This is a genomic window from Fibrobacter sp. UWCM (assembly GCF_900129735.1).
In the GTDB taxonomy this organism is placed as follows: domain Bacteria; phylum Fibrobacterota; class Fibrobacteria; order Fibrobacterales; family Fibrobacteraceae; genus Fibrobacter.
Genome location: NZ_FQWR01000004.1, coordinates 171,311 through 189,081, shown reverse-complemented (window position 1 = coordinate 189,081; position 17,771 = coordinate 171,311). Strand labels below are relative to the sequence as shown.

Sequence of the window (17,771 nt, the reverse complement as noted above, 5' to 3'; positions counted from 1 at the left end):
CTAATATAACAAATACAAGCGACAAAATGTGTCATTCAAAGACATAATGCACAAAAAAGCAGTTTTTTTTTTAGAATCCCGACAGGCCCGCTATTTCTTCCCGGGTTCAGACCAGCGGGAGCATTCATGAAGGCTTCCAATCGCGTGGACCGCAAACCCGTATTTCTTTTCGGGTTCGCCCTCTACATAGAAAAGAATCGATGCCGCAGAAGAAAGAACGGTTTCAAGGCTTTCCGGGTAGCCATAGCCGGAGTCCTGCACAAAACTCTCGAACGGGATATTTATCATGCCCGCCTGTTTCCGCGCTTCCAGCCGCACCTTGTGGAAATTGCCACCCTCTAACACAAAGCCTCCCTCGGGCGCAATCGCAAGCGTCAGCGGCGCCTCGGACTCGTAGGCAATGCACAAGCCTTCCCATCGGCGGATGTCCACACCCTCCGAAGAATCGCTCCACACCCTGGAATTCCAGAGGTTGAATCCGAGCCCGGCATAAGGCCTGGAGTAGCAATCCCCCATCTTGACCTCCAAGGGAATCGCGCCATATTCCGCTACCAGCGGGGCAAGCCGCAACGCGGATCCCATCGTATTCACGCTCGACGGGTACTCGACGGAAGAATTCCCGCTAAAGGCAAGGTCCGTGTATTCGTAAAAATATCCCGCGGTTGCAGTCGCGGAATCAAGCCGCACTCGCCCCAGGTCGTCGACGGAGGCATCCCAGTAGAACGCGGAATCCACCTCATGCGAATGGAGATTGACCGGAATCCAGCTTCCCAATTCGCACGCAAACTCGAAGGCACGCACGCGCCTCACGTTCCCTTCGCTCTCCGCATTGCAAGGGCCCAGGATATCTTCACGGAGGGCGGGCATCCAGATATCGGACCTGCAGACAACGTAACCGCTTGCGAACTTGGCGACCAGCCCCTCGCGCCTGTCGTAGCAATACCCGACAACATCCTCGATGACCGCCATGTGCCATTTGCCCAGCCTGTACAGGAAATACCTGCCCGAGCGCGAACCGTAAGAAAGGTCATCCTCTTCGGCGCTATCCGGCAACAGGAGGTAGTCCGCCTGCACAGCGGGAATTTCGGCCCACTCCGCGCGCCCGTCGCCATCAGGCGCCATACAGTAGTAGTACGACCCGCGAACGCTATCTATCTTGTCGTAAATAGAGCTATCGCAATAGCCGAGTTTTTTTTCCACGAATGTCAGCGGGCGCCACCTGCCATCCTCGAAAACGTAGACACGGTCAAGGCTCAGCAGGTTTCCTTTGCGTATGGAACCTTCGGGGGCATCCTCGGGGAACCCGTCTACATCGCGTTCGTCCATCGTGGCATAACGCCACTGTGAAGAATCGCAAATCACATAGCATGTCGAACCGCAAAATGTAGTGCGCCCGATTTCGTTTTTGCGGTCGGCCGAACAAAGCCCCAGTTCTAGGGCGACAATGCCCGCGGTATCGACAGGCTCGCCCGAAGCGGAATCCGCGCCGTAATAGGGGTCAAATCGCCCCAGGGCCGATGAAGAAGATTTCGCCGAAGATGATTGCGGAACCGTGGGGGCATCGGGATTGTCCAATACGCTCGCAGAGTCGCTACATGCAAGCAGATTGCACGCAGCCAGGACGCACGCAAACAAAAGCCAGGCGCAACGACTCTTGAACAGGCGCATAGACAAAACCTTCGCCAGGTGCTACTTCGCGGGTTTCGAGACCACCGGGCGGATGCGCTTGCCGCAAAGCGTCACCACGATATGCGCCTGCGCGAACATGTAGTAGGCGGTATCGCGGCTGTTGTTGAGGGTCGATTTCGGGTCGTAATCGTCCTTGGTCACGAACACCTCAGAAACACCCGAAAGGCTTACGTCCAGGGCGCAGCGTTCGCACGGGAACCCGATCACGTAAAGCTTGGAACCCGCAGGCACCTTGCCTCGTGCATAGTGGAGCGCGTTGATTTCGGCATGCACCATGAAGGGGTACTTGTTCGCCTCGAACTCGTGGTGGCTCAGGAGTTCACCCGTATCGGCGTCGAGCAAATCGTAAGCGAGTTTCTGCTTTTCGCGGGTGTACGGGACGGTTTCGTCGTCAAAACCCGCCGGGGCACCGTTGTAGCCGGTACTAATCACGCGACCGTCGGCACTCACGAGTACCGCACCCATCTGCGTATTCTGGTCTTTACTTAGACGGGCCTGCGCCACCATCATTTGGGTATAAACTTCATCGCGAAGTTTTGTACGAGAAGAGTTGTTGTTCATGTACCGAAATATAGTCAATATGTGCCATTTGGGATCAAGCATATGTCAAAGTGCGCCATAATTCCTATTATTGCATAAAAATATCGGACAATCGCGCGTTTTTACCCTATGACAAACGAACCCATCCAGACCGACAAGTTCCTGACCGTTGACGACACCCGCATAATGAAGGCCGTCGCCATCACGCTCATGCTGATGCACCACCTGTGGTGTTTCGGTACCCGCACGGCGGGCGAGCCCCTCGAATACCTGTTCACGATTTTCGGGATTCCCTCCACCATCTACTTCGGGTTCTTCGGCAAGATTTGCGTACCGATGTTCTTCTTTTTCGGCGGGTACGGCACCTACCTGAGCCAATTCGGCAAAAAGTTCGACCTGGTTGGGAAACTCAAGAAGCTCTACTTCGCGTACTGGAAGGTTTTCCTGATTTTCATCCCCATCGGGTTCATCTTCTTCTCCACACAGGCGGCCTACTGCCAAGATGCCTTTATCTACACGAGGTTCTCCAATTTTACGCTGAAGGAACTCGTCTCGAACTTCCTCGGGTTCACCTCGACCTACAACAGGGAATGGTGGTTCCTCATCAGCTACGCCTTCGCGCTCATGACCTTCCCCCTCATCCGCGCCATCATCGACAAGTTCTCCATGCGGGTGAACATATTCCTCGCCGTCGTCGTCACCATCCTCATGACGAACATATTCCCGGGCGTCATCAAGAACGAGACGCTGGGCGTGCTCGGCAGGAACATGCTCTACATCAAGTTCTTCTGCCAGACGGCTCCCTACGCCGCCTGCTTCTGGATGGGCGCAATCGTCGCAAGGAACGGGATTCTCGACCGCCTGAACGATTCCATGAAAAAGAACGGGCTGTTGAACCCCATTGCAGGCATCGGCATATGGATGGCGGTGATATTCCTGCGTCAGAGCGAAATTGGCGACAAGTTCGATATTTTCTTTATCCCCGCGTTGACGGTAGCGACCATCGACATCGTAAACCGGGTCCGGGTGCTCCGTAGCGGGCTTGTGCAGCTCGGCAAGCAGAGCACCAATATGTGGCTCATCCACACGTTCTTCTGTTACTATTTCGGGATTATGTCCAAAGTGGTCACGACCCCGAGGTATGCGATTCTCTCGCTTATTTTGCTGATTGCGCTTTCGTTTGTTGCAGGCACGCTTGTTGACCTGTTCTGGAAAGGGCTCGGGATACTATGTGAAAAAGGGAATGCAATTCTGCACCCCCTTCTTTCAAGACTGCTTCGGAAGGCCTGAGCAACTACGCTTCTACCGACTTGCCCTTCTCGACGGCGTCGGCGAGGGTCATGCCCGTGAATTCCTGGGCGCTGAACCAGCGGCCGCTCTTCTTGTCATCGAGCATCACGGAGACCATCGAGCCCGGGATAACGCTTTCGGGAGCATTGGGGGCGTTCGGGCCGCCAAGGTCCGTGCGGAGCCAGCCCGGGTCCATAACATTCATCATCACGTCGGTGCCGTTGAGCTTGCAGGCGAAATCCTTCACGAACTTGGTGAGGGCAGCCTTCGCGCAGGCGTAGCCCATGAGTTCCGGCTCGTTCGCGATACCGCTCGTGGTGAGCTGCATGCGGCCAAAACCGCGCTGGATCATGCCCAGCAAGAAATGGTAGGCAATCTTGATCGGGGCGAAGAAGTTCACGGCCATCGCGTGGTGGAAATCGTCCATCGTGTTGGTGAGGTAGTCGGTGAAGTAGTGGCTCATGAGGCCCGCGTTGTTGAACACGAGGTCCACCTGCACGCCCCAGCTGTCGATTTCTGCGAGGGCGGCATCGATTTCGGCTTCGCTTTCGAGGTTGCAGCCCACGGCACGCACCTCGACGCCGTACTTCTTGAGTTCTTCCATCACGGGTTCGGCATGCGCCTTGTCGCGCCCCTGCAAGATGATGTTTGCACCGAGTTTCGCCATCTCGATGGCAGTGAGACGGCCTACCCCACGGCAGCCGCCGGTAATCAAGGTCCACTTGCCCTTCACGTCGATCATTTTCAATCCCTTTGCGCATTTGCGCGGTTTTCTAAAAAATAGACTTTTAAGGCCTGACTCGGGGAGTTTTTGTGCGGAAAAACGTTTACAGGTGTAAAAAGACGCAGGAACAACGCCGGAATGTATAGAAAAAGCCCCTGCCGGGGTGACAGGGGCTAATTTCGTAGGCGCTTGACCCGAGGTCCTCACGCTTACAAATATAATTTTAGCATTTTTTTGGGCAAAGCGGTTGTAAAATCTTACTTTACACGAAAATTTGTTCTCACGGTGTTCCCCGCCGCATAAAAAAAGACCGAAGCAACGACTATCCGTTTTATTATCTTTGAAAATGCTGTATGAAAAAATTTTTTCTTTTTGCAATCATTGGCATTCTTGCGGGAGCGTGCTCAGCACCGAAGGAAGAATCAAACGCAGGGTCCGACGGCATGTATGAAGATGTCCCTGTCCCTTTTGAAGCAGACGATCCTTCCCTACTGAATTTGGCCGTCGCCGTCACCGACAGTTATTTCGTGATTGGAGCACGGCGCGGGTTCCAGCCGAACACCTATTACACCGTTTTGACGGAACTCATCAATCCCTCATCAGAAGATTATCAAAAGAGAAAACCGGAAGTCCTATACGTCGCCATCCAGAAGGAAGCGGAAGACGACCCCGGCAAAAAGATATGGGCGCTACATTCCGATTCCAGCAAAGCCTACATCACCGATTCCACCGGAGCGTTCATCGCAATGACCGGCGACGGATTTTCGGGAGAGCGACCTCCGAATTCACTGGAAACTATCCGCAACCGAGACTTTCCACACGCAGAAATCAAGCCGTTGTCCCCGTTCAATTTAATCGCCAAGGACCTGGCTATGGTGCGTCAAGCTAGGCGGTTCAACGATTTTCCCGATAGCGACTGGATTGTCCTGATACTGGAAAGCGGCAACAACAAGCGAATTCTACGCGAACTTCTCCCCCTTATGCGGGCAATCAATATTGTCGGTTTCAAGCATATCCAGGTCGGGAGGAATCTCGGCAACCTCGATACCGCAAGAAGCGTCATTGGAACTTTCCGCCTTTACGATTTCGAACCGAAACAGCTCCAACAGATATACGACGAGCTTTACCGCCCCCTGAACCTGAAGATGCCGAGACAAGTCCCATCAAAAGACTAGTTTATCTTTTACACAACGCAACAGCCTGTTTCTTGCATTTGCGCCAGGCCGTAGGTATATTTGACTCTGTAATCGAACAAAGGAGATTTCATGACGACCCAAGAAATTTTGAAGAACATCCGCGAAAAGCACAACCTCACGCAAGACCAGATGGCTGAACGCATTCACGTGACCAGGCAGGCCGTTAGCCGCTGGGAAACCGGCGAGACTCAGCCGAACACCGAAATGCTCAAGGTGCTTTCTCGCGAATTCAACGTTTCCATCAATACGCTGCTCGGCGCGCCGCGTCAGCTCTTTTGCCAGTGTTGCGGCATGCCCCTCGGCGACGACGCGATGATCAGCCGCGAAATCGACGGCAACTTCAACGAGGATTACTGCAAGTGGTGCTATGCCGACGGCAAGTTCGCCTACGCCGACAAAAATACACTGCTGGACTTTTTGCTTTCGCACATGCCTAACCCAGAAAACATGCCGGAAGCAGAAAGACGCAAGTTCTTCGACTCGCACCTTTCGCAACTAAAACACTGGAAACAGCAGGCCTAAACGCACATCAATTTTATATCTTTTCGGCAACCATGATTCTTCTCGTCGCCGAAAAGCCCTCTGTTGCAAACCAGCACTACCGCCCGATGCTCGAGCGGATCGAGGGAGAGAAGTTCACGCAGGGCGACGGATGCCTTATCGGCAAGAACCACTGCATCACCTGGTGCGTGGGCCACCTGATTACGCTCGCGCCGCTCGACGCCTACCCCGGTTACGAGGGAGGCTGGCGGCTTTCGAACCTGCCGCTTTTGCCCGAAAAGTTCCGCCTGATGGAAATCGAGAGCACCCGAAAGCAGCTCGCGGTGGTGCGCCAGATGATGGAACAGGCCGACGTGCTCGTGAACGGCGCGGATGCCGGCCGCGAAGGCAACCTGATTTTCGACCTGGTTCTCGACTTTACGCCCGCTTTCAAGCAGAAGACCATCAAGCGCCTGTGGGTGAACAGCTACGTGGCGAAAGACCTCGACAAGGCGTGGAAGAACCTGGAAGACGCCACTCAGCGCGTGAACCTGAGCTACGCCGCCCGCCTTAGGCAACGTGCCGACTGGATGGTAGGGCTCAACGCGACGCGCGCCTACACACTCACGGCGGGCCGCGGGAAGATGATTTCGGTGGGCCGCGTGCAGACTCCGACCTTGAACCTGGTCGTGGAACGCGATACCATCGTCGAGCAATTCAAGGAACTGTACTACTACAGCGTCGTCGGAACGTGGAAAGGGTATCAGGCGCAATACGTATTAGACGATAGACGAAAGGCGAAAGACGAAAGAGATGCTTCTGCAAAGGAATCTGACAAAAAGTCCGAAGGTTTAAAAGTCGCGGTTTTCGAGAAAGAGGCGGAAGCGAATGCAGTCGTGGAGCGCTGCAAGCCGCCCGCACCGGCGACCATCGCGAAAATCGACACGCAGCAGAAGAAGCAGTTCCCGCAAAAGCCCTTCGACTTGACGGAACTGCAGAAAGAAGGCAACAAGCGTTTCAAGTTCAGCGCCCAGCAAGTCTTGGACTGCGCGCAGAACCTCTACGAAAAGAAGCTGCTCACCTACCCGCGTACCGACTCGCAGTACCTGCCCGACACCATGAAGCAGGAGGCATACGCACTCGCCCAGAGGCTCGCAAGCCCCGAACAGAAGGGCGTAATGCGCAACGAAAGCGAGAATTTCGTGTTCATCAACTCGAGCAAGGTCACCGACCACTTCGCCATTATCCCGACCGGCGAAACACCGAACGGGCTACCCGAAATGGAGCAGAAGATTTACGACTTGGCGAAGGAACGCTTTGTGCAGGCATGGCTGAAGCCGTACGTATGGAGCGAGATGGAGGTGGTTTTAGAGACGAAAGACGATAGACAAAAGACGAAAGAGGATTTGTTCCGGCTGAAGCTGAAGCGGAACGAGGATTTGGGATTCCGTGCGCTGGTAAAAGAAGAAAAGAAAAAGGGAAAGAAGAAAAAAGAAGATCCCCGGTCGGAGCCGGGGATGACAAATGCGGGTGATAACTCGGGCGAGGGCGGCGCATCGAACGACAGCGACGAAATCACGAACCTGGTCGAAGCGTTCCCAGAATGGAACGTGGGCGACACCTCCCCCTTCGACAGCGTGGAACTGCAGAAAAAGAAGAAGAGCAAGCCCAAGTATTACACTGAAGCCACACTCCTTGCCGCGATGAAGACGGCGGGCAAGCAAATCGAGAACGAGGAACTCGCCGAGGCCATGAAGGACCGCGGGCTCGGAACGCCGGCCACGCAGGCGGGCATCATCGAGACGCTCAAGAAGCGCGGATTCATCGAGGCGCAGAAAAATTACCTGGTGAGTACCGCCCGAGGCCGCGAAGTCATCGCGCTCATGGACGAGAAGGTGAAATCGCCCGAGATGACGGGCGAATGGGAGTACAAGCTCTCCCAGGTCGAGAAGGGCACCCTTTCGCCGGTCGAATTCCGCGACGGCATCGTGGAATACGTGAAGCAGCTTTTTGCAGACTTGCATGCCCGCTATGCCTGCCAGTTCGAGCGCGAGGCCGCGACCGAAAAGCTGAACTGCCCCAAGTGCGGCGGCGCGCTCGATGTAGCCCCGTGGGGCTACGTGTGCCCCAATGCGGAATGCGGCTTCAGGTTCGGGCACACCGTGGCAGGCAAGATGCTCGCCCATTCCGAAGTCAAGGCGCTCCTCGCCGGCGAAACCGTCGGCCCGCTTTCCGGTTTCAAGAGCAAGAAAGGCTCCGAATTCTCGGCCAAGCTCACGCTCGACAAGGACTTCAATATCAATTTCGCCTTCGAAAGTGACGGCAAGTTCCACGGGCAAAAGACGGATTACAAGTGCCCGCTGTGCGGAAGCCCGCTCGAAGAGAACAAGAACGCGATATTCTGCACGGGAACTGCGCAATCCAAAGATCCCCGGTCGGAGCCGGGGATGACAAATGAAAAAGAGCCGGGGATGACAAACGACTGCAACTTCACGCTTTTCAAGACCATCGCGGGGCACGTGCTTACCGCAAAGGAAATCGCGGCTCTGTTCGAGAGCGGGCACACGCCGCTCATTCAAGGATTCAAGAGCAAGAAGGGCTCCGAATTCGCGGCCGCCCTCAAGTGGGGCGAAGGCGCCGACAAGGGCCGCGCCGTATTCGAATTCCAACATCGAGACCTCCCCTGCCCCGTCTGTGGCGACAGCCTGCGATTCCGCGGCAGTTCAAACCAGCAAAGTGGCCCGTCACAAAGCGGCCCGCAAGATGCGCCCGGCGCCTACGTGTGCCCGCAATGTGGCTACGGCATCCCGCAGGTGTTCTACCAGCGCAAATTCAGCGACGAGGAAGTCGAAAAACTGCTAAAAGACAAGGCCACACCCGTGCTGGAGCCGTTCAAGAAGAACGAAACCACGTTCCGCGCCGCGCTCGAACTCCGCGAAGGCGGCAAGATTGCCTTCAACAAGTTGACCGTTGAAGTCATCAAGTAATAATTCTCTGTATGAAAAGCCGGCCCCGAGGGTCGGCTTCGAATTCGTTTATAATGTCAAGGTGGCAGAAGTGCTAGTCTTCGTCCTGCACGCAGCGGAGGTTTTTGTAGTCCCTCTTGTCCCCATTAAGAAGAGTAACACCATTACCCATCCAAAGCAATCCAAAGTAATACGCCTGTTCCCCACTATAGTTTTCCGTAATAGTCCACATGTGCGTGTACATTCCATCGTAGTTACAAGAAGGTTCGCTTGACGATCCTGAACACGTACCAGTAGAATAGCCCGTAAATCCAGTAGCATCGGTTCCATTTCCATAGACCTTACCATTGTTCTCGGAATAACTCCAGGTAGAAGTAGCCTTGAGCGCCTTACCAGCAAAGTCATCACCACCAGCCGCTTCGACAAGGGTTTCTACTTCGGCACGCCGTGGCACATGCCACCCTTCAGGGCAAATTCCCTGAACATGTCCTGTAGATGGCAAATCGCAAGAATTTCCATAGCCGCATTCTGCTTCTGTCTTGCCAACCACCGTAGCCCACTTATACATTCTTCCATATGCAGTACAATTAGCGGGATCATTCTTATAACACATATTATTGCCTATATCGTAATTCAAATTCTCAGCCATCCATGTCTGTGTACCAATCCTGACATAGTTGTATGTCTGCCCCTGATAGGTAAATGAACCAGACCTAGGCTTTGGATTCTTTTCCTTGACACAACGGACTGCATTCATCGCTGTAGACTTTGTACCATCACCCAAATGGGTACTTGGAGTTGCATCCCCCATCAAACGCAGTCTGTAACCAGAAATATTGCTGTTCTCTGTACCACTCCAGAAATATCCATATTCACCTGGGCCATTGGGTATGGCCGAGAATCCCAAATCATCCGTGCCACTTGTATTGGAACTATTCCATACCCAGCCCTTCGTGGACTTAAGCGCTACAGCAGCAGTAGATTCACCACCAGCCGCCTCTACCAGCAGGCGCCATTCAGCATTGCTTGGCAGATGCCACCCCTCCGGACAAACTCCCTGAACCGGATCAATCAACCAACATACCTTACCAGCCCCACATTCAAGTGCCTGAGTCGAATATACACCCGCCGTATCCATAGCGGCAGCCCACGTGTACATACGTCCATATTTCGCGCAACTATCAGGATCGCTTCCGGGGCAAGAATTCCCCTCACCATCGTTATACTCGAGGTTCAAGTTCTGAGCGAACCAGGTGTAATTACCCACATCAATGGTCTTGTACACTTGCCCATCGCGGCTGTCCGAAATTTCGCCATAGCTTATGTTGGGGTTCAGGTAATCCCATGCGGAAGTTTGCCTAAACTGCGACATATCTACATTCTTGGGCTGCACGTTTCCGCACTTTCCGTAGCTACCTATCTGGTAGATGTTAAAGAACTGCGAACCACCAGTTGAACCCGCAAAAGTCACAACCACACCCTTGAGAATCCTGGCGGCCTCTTCGCCCGAAATTGTAGATGCATTGCCCCACCCACCCTGCTTAAAGGACGCCCACTCTATATTTTCGACACGGTATTCGTCCATGCTAGACAACGATGGTAGTTCTGCCGCAGGCAGGTCGCTACCGTAGTCAGAAATATTTTGCAAGTCGAGCTTCAAGTACATTTTTTCAGGGCTATAATACGCAATGCAGAGTCCCTTCCAAGCGGAAACATCGTACGTAGTCCCATTTTCATCGAGGTTAAAACCAACAGTGGCATACGGATACTCAGTATTGCCAAACCACACCATGCCACACTTGCCCTCACACTCATCGTAGGGGTTGATTTCTGGGAATTGGATTGTTGTCGAACCGCCGCCCTCCTGATCCGTACCGAAATACCACTTCGAGCCGCTTCCAAAGTCAGTCTGAACAAGATCCAACTTATCGCTCCCCTTCCAGAGGAATCCCGACGCACCAGACTCTATCAAGGCAGAACACTTTGTCGTTTTTGTTTGACCATTGACTGTTACAGACAACTGAGCAAAATATTCTCCATCAGCAAGATATGTTACGGTAGGTTTTATTGCTGTATTCGTTTCGCTATCAAGAGCTCCATTTAAAGTCCAGCTATATTTAGCAGTAGCCTGTTCGAGGGCACTCACATAATAGAACTGAGGTTCCCATGTGATAGTACCTGCATTAGGGGTTCCCTTACAAGTTACAGTCCAAAAAGTATTAGCCGAACTGCTACTGGACTTAACCGAACTGCTGCTAGACTTTGCCAAACTGCTGCTAGACTTTACTGTGGAGCCTCCATTGTTCCCTGGGTCACCTTCACCGCTGGAACTGCTTGACTTAACCGTGCCAGAGTTGGACCGTGTTGTAGATTGAAGGCCTATGCCCACAAGGTTTAAGCCCTTGCCATCCTTGAATTCGGGGCAGGACTCCGTAAATTCGATGGTTATTTCAGAGGTGTATCTATCCCTATTTTCAGTCGCACTGATTGAAAATTCTGCAGTCCTCCACTTGGAATCACCAATCTCGTTGGTCAGCTGGTCCGGGTCGACTGTCAAGACCTGGAAACCGCCTGTCGGGAGTTCCCCGCTATACCTGTAAAGGACAGTTCCCTCCTTAACCAGGCTACCCCTTTCCATGTAATCCTTTGCAGTCACCACATCCAGGTTAATCTTCACACCGGGGCAAGAGTTTTCGTAGGCCACGACAACGTTTTTCTCGTGAAGCAAGTCGAAGTAATTCCCCGTATTGATTCTCAGGCCGGCATCCCATTCGCCAGAACCCTCGACACTGACCGAGATGCCCCCGTTGCGGCGCAAGTAGGGCAAGAGGTCATTGTCCAGTTCGTTTGTCGAATACTTGTATGCGTTGTCGTCGGTGCCCGTGAAAGTAAACCTGACATCGCCCGAGGAATACGTTTCGATTTTCCCGTCATTACTAGTTGTGTACGCACCGTCCTGGGATGCGCACCAGAACCAGTCGCCGGAACTGCATACCGATGCCAGGTCCAAGTTCGCGCTATTCAGATTCTGGATAAACGTTTCCCTGTCGCCATAGTCGTCCTTGTAGTCGCCTTCGTACTTGTCAACGTAGTCCGTACAGGCAGAGAGGATGAGTGCTATAGATCCTATCGCCACTGCGTGGCTCCAGGATGACACTCGGATTGCAGTATGGAAAACTTTTTTCAGTGACATACTTATTTCCTCCCTAGAAAAGGAATGTTACGCCTATGCCTACAACACCCAGCACGGCTATGCCCAGTCCAACATTACGCAGCATCTGGTTCTTCTGAATCCTGTCGTGCTGGTCATTATACTCATCGGGGTTCACCGGAGTCTCTTCGCTAGCAGACTTCGCCTTGCTGTTGAACACGGCGGCAAGCACACCACCCGTCACGGCCACAGCACCCGCAATCGCGAGCGGAATCCAGTGGATGCGGGAACCGGAAACTTCAGCATCGTCCTGGACCGACTTGATCGCATCTGACGCGGCCTTCTCTTCGGCAGCCTTAGCCTCGACAGCAGCCTTCGCCTCGGCTTCCCTTGCAGCCTCGTCTTCGGCCATTGCACGTTCCAATTCAGCCAGGCCTTCCTTGTATGCAGCCGAGTCGGCGGCAGTCATCTGCTCGGATTCATCCTGCGAATTTGCCTGAACCGCCTCGTCCGGTAAGACCTCACTATCCCAAGCCCAGCGGCCCACCATCTCCATCTTCTTTAGTTTCTTGAACACCTGCTTGCCCTCGAACTTCTCGAGCACGGCATCCTTCGGCTGTATGAGTTCCGCCTTCTTGTTCTTGATATCAAAGAACAAGTTCGAATACTTCTTGTCGGCATCGATGGTCTTCTCGAACAGGCGAATACCGTTCAGGTAGTAGACACCGTTTACCGGGCGGCGCATATCCACACGCAGAGACATCGTCTTCTTGTTCATCATGAACTTCACGTTCGAGCCCGCATTCCTCAGGGAATCGTTCTTCACCTTCAACGTGGCGATAAACATCGGTGCGAATTCCTTGCCCGACTGGCGCAACACGATAGGGCCACACTTCTCAATCCACAGGTTTGCAAGCCTCTGCTGCTGGCTCACGCGGGCAGAATCGTACATAAGCGAGAAATCGTACTCGGCATCGAAGTCGCCCTCAAAATTAATCGGCTCCAGGTACACGTTGCCACGCAGGCGCAGTAGCTGGTCGCGACTCTTGACAATGCTCGTAAGCGCCTCGGAACAGCTCGCCAACTGACGGATACGTTCCTCGAAGGTAGAAGCCATTCGCATGGAACCAAGCCTTACCTCACCGGTCAACTCCATGTAGTCATTTTCGAACGTGGGAAGTTCTATCTCGTAGAACCTGGCACAAGTCGTATCGAGCAAGTCGTTCAGCGAAACAGAAGAGCACCGGTCATTCATCTCTGCGATGCGGTTCGCGCGCTTCAGGAGGGCCGCCACTTCCGGGTTGGAGTCGCCCGCCATGGTCTGCAAGTTCTTGATGTCGTCCTTCAACTTCTGGATTTCTTCGGGACTTTTCACGAACACGGAAACCGTTGTTCCCTTGCCATCGGAAGCGGTCGCTTCGGAAGAAGGCGCCGGAGCAGGAGCCTCTGTAAACTGCGTCGGAGCAGGTGCAGGCGCTGCAGCGGGTTGTGCAGCCGGGGCCGCAGTGGCAGGTTGTTGCAAGACGGGATCCTGGGCAAACGCGAATGATACCGCAAACAAGCCCAGAAGCATTTTCCATTTATAAAACATGGTTTGGCGCTCCGTTATAAACTTTTTGTAACATGAATATATATTTATATGGAATACAAATGTTAACTATCCGCCTAATTTGGTTGTAAAAAAGGCGGAAAAAAAAAGGAATTATTTACCTGTCAGGCGATTTTTAGCCAAAAATTCTGGCGTAAAGTCCCGGCGCGAACTTCTCGACGTACCCCATGATGAGGATAAATACGATTACCGCGGGCAAAATCCACTTGAAATAGAAGCAGAGCACGGGATTCGTGGGAATGTTGAAGCCCTTGCCGAAATTCGCCTCGGTGAGGAAGTTCTTCTGCTTCCAGCCGAACCTGTGGTTGCAGAAAAGCACGAACACGAGTGCACCCAGCGGCAAGAGCGTGTTGGACACGAGGAAGTCTTCCAGGTCGAGCACGCAGCTGCCCGCACCGAAAGGCTCGAAGCCAGAAAGCACGTTGAACCCGAGCGCGCAGGGGAAAGAGAGAAGCACAATCGCGAAGAAGTTCCAGCGCACCGCCTTCGAGCGTTCCACCCCGTGGGCATCTATCCAGTAGGCAATAATGTTCTCGAACACGGCAACGAGCGTAGAGAGCGCCGCAAACGAGAGGAACAGGAAGAATGCCGCACCGCATATACGGCCCGCAGGCATCTGCGCGAACACGTTCGGGAGCGTAGCGAAAATGAGGCCGGGGCCCGCACCGGGTTTCACCCCGAAGGCGAAGCAACTCGGGATGATGATGAGGCCCGCAAGGAGCGCTACCACAGTATCGAGCAGGCAGATGTTCGCCGCCTCTTTCGGGAGGCTGTGGGTCTTGCCGATGTAGCTTCCGAAAATGGTCATGGAACCGATGCCGATACTGAGCGTAAAGAACGACTGGCCGAGAGCGGCGAAGACCACCTTCCCTATTCCAGCCTCCTTCAGTTTCGCGAAATCGGGCTTGAGGTAGAATTCCAGACCCTCGCCCGCACCCGGGAGCGTAAGCACGCGCACCACGAGCAATAGCATTATAAACAGGAGGGCGACCATCATTATCTTGGTGACGCCTTCCACGCCACGCTTCACGCCGAGCGCCACGATAGAAAGCCCGAGGAACGTAGCGACAATCATCCAGAAGCAGAGAAGCGGCCCGTTGCCGAGCATCTCTCCAAACGCGGCGCCCACCTGTTCGGGATTCATTTCCATGAGGTCGCCCATGGTGACCATGCGATAGAAGTAGTAGAGCATCCACCCGGTGACCGTGGTATAGAACATCATAAGGAGGTAGTTCCCCACAATCATCGGGATACCCGCATAGTGCCACTTGTGGCCAGGCTTTTCAAGCACATTGAAAGCCCTGCCTACCCCCCGCTGGGCTGCGCGACCCACGGTAAATTCCATCACCAGGATGGGAAAACCGAAAATCAGCAGGAACAGCAGATAAATTAATATAAACGCGGCACCGCCGTACTGGCCCGTAATAAAAGGGAACCTCCAGACGTTACCGAGACCAATGGCACAGCCCGCTGCAACTAGGATAAAGCCCAGTCGCGAGCCGAATCCTTCGCGATTTTCACTCATTTCTTGTTCACACCGTCAAGGTCTGCATACTGGCCGTAGAGGCCGTTCACCGGAATATACCTGCGGCTACCGTCCGCGGCAATGATAATGGCGACACCCTGCACGTAGCCAAGCCACTTCTTGAGGTCTTCGTACGCCTTGAAGTCAACCGCCTGCTTCGTGAGGTAGGCCGTAAGCGGAGCCACAACCATATCGTGCGATATCATGATACCGATGCGGTATTCCGGCGGGAAAGCGGGCAGAATGTACTGGGTCAGGAGCGCAACGCTCGTTTCCGTAAGGTCGTTGAACGTATCCGTGTATTCGCCCTTGTACATCCAGCTGGCAAACACCTTGAGCTGGTTGGTCTCGAAATCTTCGGCAGCATGCAGGTCCAGGAGAGAATCGTTCTTCACGTAGCCGCCACCCGCAAGTTTCTGCACGACGGTGCTCACGAACTGCGTTGTATCGCCGCCACGGCCCGCAAAGATATTCTTGGCGGTCGATTCGGTGCGCACAAAGTCAGAATGGGCGTAGAATATGGGGTCTGTCGCATTGACAGCCGCAATCATCGCGCCGAGAGTCTGGCACTGGTTCACGCCGGTCATGTGGAGCGGAGTTTCACGCCCCGTGGAACTGCCTCGGCGGGCATGGCGCAGCACAAAGACGACGCGTTCCGTAGGCTGGACTGCGGCAAGAACTTCGGCAAGGGGCAAGAGAGTGCCATTGGCCGCACTAGCCTCGACAAACGGGGCATCCTTCGCAATTTCTTCTTCGAGGGTACCGGGAGTATAGCCGCCGCCCTGGGGAGGCACATCCACTTCGGCGCTACTTTCAGGAGCAACGACTGCGGATGAGGACTGCGGGTCGGTCGCCTGCGATACGGGAGCATCGCCCGAGCTGGACGGCACGGAACTGTCCGAAGACGTGGTGACCGGACCCTCCGCAGAGGACTGCGGTGCACTGGGAAGCCCGTCAGAGCCATCATCGCCACAGGCGGTAAGGAACATCGTGGCCACTGCACAACCGAAGAGAACTTTCAGGAACGGAGTTTTCATAATAATTTCCCGTGAAATCGTTTTTTTCAAAATATAATAGAAATTTGGGCAATGGCGCCAGGCGAAAGCCGTTTTTTCTATATTTAGCGCCGCAAATATCGCGCGATAAGCGTGCGAAAACAGTGCGGAAACGAAAATGAGCGAAAACTACAAGTACGGTTTTGTCACAGATATCGAGAACGAGGCCTTCGAGAAGGGCCTGAACGAAGATATCATCCGGAGAGCCTCCAAGCTCCGCGGCGAACCGCAGTTCATGCTCGATTTCCGCCTGAAGGCCTACGAGAAGCTCAAGACCATGGAGCAGCCGAACTGGGGCGAACTGAATTTTGCCCCCGTAGACCTGCAAGACATTGTCTACTACTCCGCCCCGAAGACCAAGAAGAGCCACGAAAAGATTGAGGACGTTGACCCGGAGTTGCTAGCCACCTTCGAAAAGCTCGGCATTCCGCTCGATGAGCAAAAGCGTCTAGCCAACGTGGCCGTGGACGCGGTCTTTGACTCAGTGAGCATTTACACCAGCCACAAACGCAAGCTCATGGAAATGGGCATTTTGTTCTGCAGTATCAGCGACGCCATCAAGGAATACCCCGAACTCATCGAGGAATACCTGGGAAGCGTGGTACCCGCGGGCGACAACTATTTTGCGGCTTTGAACAGCGCAGTCTTTGGCGACGGGAGCTTCGTGTACATCCCGCCTGGAGTCAAGTGCCCGATGGACCTTTCCACCTACTTCCGCATCAACAACAAGGAAGCGGGCCAGTTCGAACGCACCCTGATTATCGCCGACGAAGGCGCGAGCGTGAGCTACCTCGAAGGTTGCACCGCGCCAGAATATTCAAGCAAGCAGTTGCACAGCGCCATCGTGGAACTCGTGGCGAAGGACAACGCAAGCATTAAATATTCGACCGTACAGAACTGGTACGCGGGCGACCGCGAGACGGGAGCCGGCGGCGTGTACAACTTCGTCACGAAGCGCGGAAAGTGCGCCGGCAAGAACAGCCGCATCAGCTGGACGCAGGTGGAAACAGGTTCCGCCATCACGTGGAAGTACCCGAGCTGCGTGCTGCTGGGCGACAACTCCGTCGGAGAATTCTACAGCGTGGCCCTCACCAACGGGCACATGCAGGCCGATACCGGCACCAAGATGATCCACATCGGCAAGAACACCAAGAGCACTATCATTTCGAAGGGCATCAGCGCCGACTACTCCAGCAATGCCTACCGCGGCGAAGTGAGCATCCGCAAGTCCGCCACTGGCGCCCGGAACTACACCCAGTGCGACAGCATGCTCGTGGGCACAAAGAGTGCGGCTCACACGTTCCCCTACATCACGGTTGCTAACGCCAGCTCCACCACGGAACACGAGGCCACCACCAGCCGCATCAGCGAAGACCAGCTGTTCTATTTCGAGAGCCGCGGCATCAAGCGCGAAGACGCCATACAGGCGATGGTGGGCGGATTCTGCAAGGACGTGTTCAAGGAACTCCCCGGCGAATTCGCGACCGAGGCAAGGCAGTTGCTGACGCTGAAACTAGAACATAGCGTCGGGTGACGTCACACCGAA

The 17,771-nt window shown here is 54.2% G+C and carries 11 protein-coding genes and 1 pseudogene; 5 read left to right on the top strand and 7 right to left on the bottom strand.

What is annotated here, in order from left to right; genetic code table 11:
* Positions 1-90: 90 nt before the first annotated feature.
* Positions 91-1,668 (bottom strand): hypothetical protein, encoded by a 1,578-nt coding sequence (locus BUB22_RS04450; RefSeq protein WP_073114096.1) that lies wholly within the window; start codon positions 1,666-1,668, stop codon positions 91-93.
* Between the two features lie 21 nt (positions 1,669-1,689).
* Positions 1,690-2,250, bottom strand: coding sequence for a deoxycytidylate deaminase (locus tag BUB22_RS04445; RefSeq protein WP_072811133.1), 561 nt, complete (start codon positions 2,248-2,250; stop codon positions 1,690-1,692).
* A 108-nt stretch (positions 2,251-2,358) separates the two neighbouring features.
* Here BUB22_RS04445 and BUB22_RS04440 point away from each other — a divergent pair, with 108 nt between their 5' ends.
* Positions 2,359-3,519 carry an acyltransferase family protein gene (locus BUB22_RS04440; RefSeq protein ID WP_073114095.1) on the top strand — a complete coding sequence of 387 codons (1,161 nt, stop codon included), beginning with the start codon at positions 2,359-2,361 and terminating at the stop codon, positions 3,517-3,519.
* A 4-nt stretch (positions 3,520-3,523) separates the two neighbouring features.
* Here BUB22_RS04440 and BUB22_RS04435 read toward each other — a convergent pair whose 3' ends face one another.
* Positions 3,524-4,261 carry an SDR family NAD(P)-dependent oxidoreductase gene (locus BUB22_RS04435; RefSeq protein ID WP_073114094.1) on the bottom strand — a complete coding sequence of 246 codons (738 nt, stop codon included), beginning with the start codon at positions 4,259-4,261 and terminating at the stop codon, positions 3,524-3,526.
* A 335-nt stretch (positions 4,262-4,596) separates the two neighbouring features.
* Between BUB22_RS04435 and BUB22_RS04430 the strand changes: the two genes are divergently transcribed.
* The 3 genes from BUB22_RS04430 to BUB22_RS04420 all read left to right on the top strand — a co-directional run bounded on the left by BUB22_RS04430 (position 4,597) and on the right by BUB22_RS04420 (position 8,906).
* Positions 4,597-5,418: a hypothetical protein gene (locus tag BUB22_RS04430; RefSeq protein ID WP_073114093.1), complete on the top strand. Its 822-nt coding sequence runs from the start codon at positions 4,597-4,599 to the stop codon at positions 5,416-5,418.
* Between the two features lie 90 nt (positions 5,419-5,508).
* Positions 5,509-5,961: a zinc ribbon domain-containing protein gene (locus tag BUB22_RS04425; protein WP_073114092.1), complete on the top strand. Its 453-nt coding sequence runs from the start codon at positions 5,509-5,511 to the stop codon at positions 5,959-5,961.
* A gap of 32 nt (positions 5,962-5,993) precedes the next feature.
* Positions 5,994-8,906, top strand: coding sequence for a DNA topoisomerase (locus BUB22_RS04420; protein ID WP_073114091.1), 2,913 nt, complete (start codon positions 5,994-5,996; stop codon positions 8,904-8,906).
* 73 nt (positions 8,907-8,979) lie between these two features.
* Here BUB22_RS04420 and BUB22_RS04415 read toward each other — a convergent pair whose 3' ends face one another.
* From BUB22_RS04415 to BUB22_RS04400, 4 genes are all read right to left on the bottom strand, one after another.
* A complete protein-coding gene (locus BUB22_RS04415; protein ID WP_073114090.1) occupies positions 8,980-12,078 on the bottom strand; it encodes an FISUMP domain-containing protein in 3,099 nt (1,032 codons plus the stop codon).
* A 13-nt stretch (positions 12,079-12,091) separates the two neighbouring features.
* Complete coding sequence (locus tag BUB22_RS04410) at positions 12,092-13,609, bottom strand: hypothetical protein (protein WP_139258711.1); 1,518 nt, start codon at positions 13,607-13,609, stop codon at positions 12,092-12,094.
* Positions 13,610-13,760: 151 nt separating this feature from the next.
* Positions 13,761-15,170 (bottom strand): sodium-dependent transporter, encoded by a 1,410-nt coding sequence (locus BUB22_RS04405; protein ID WP_073114088.1) that lies wholly within the window; start codon positions 15,168-15,170, stop codon positions 13,761-13,763.
* Entirely contained in the window at positions 15,167-16,207 is a 1,041-nt protein-coding gene (locus BUB22_RS04400) for a histidine phosphatase family protein (protein ID WP_072811154.1), read from the bottom strand. Before BUB22_RS04400 ends, BUB22_RS04405 begins: the two co-directional genes overlap by 4 nt.
* A gap of 121 nt (positions 16,208-16,328) precedes the next feature.
* Between BUB22_RS04400 and sufB the strand changes: the two are divergent.
* Positions 16,329-17,759 (top strand): annotated as a pseudogene (gene sufB / locus BUB22_RS04395) (Fe-S cluster assembly protein SufB); the annotation flags it as partial.
* Between the last annotated feature and the right edge of the window lie 12 nt (positions 17,760-17,771).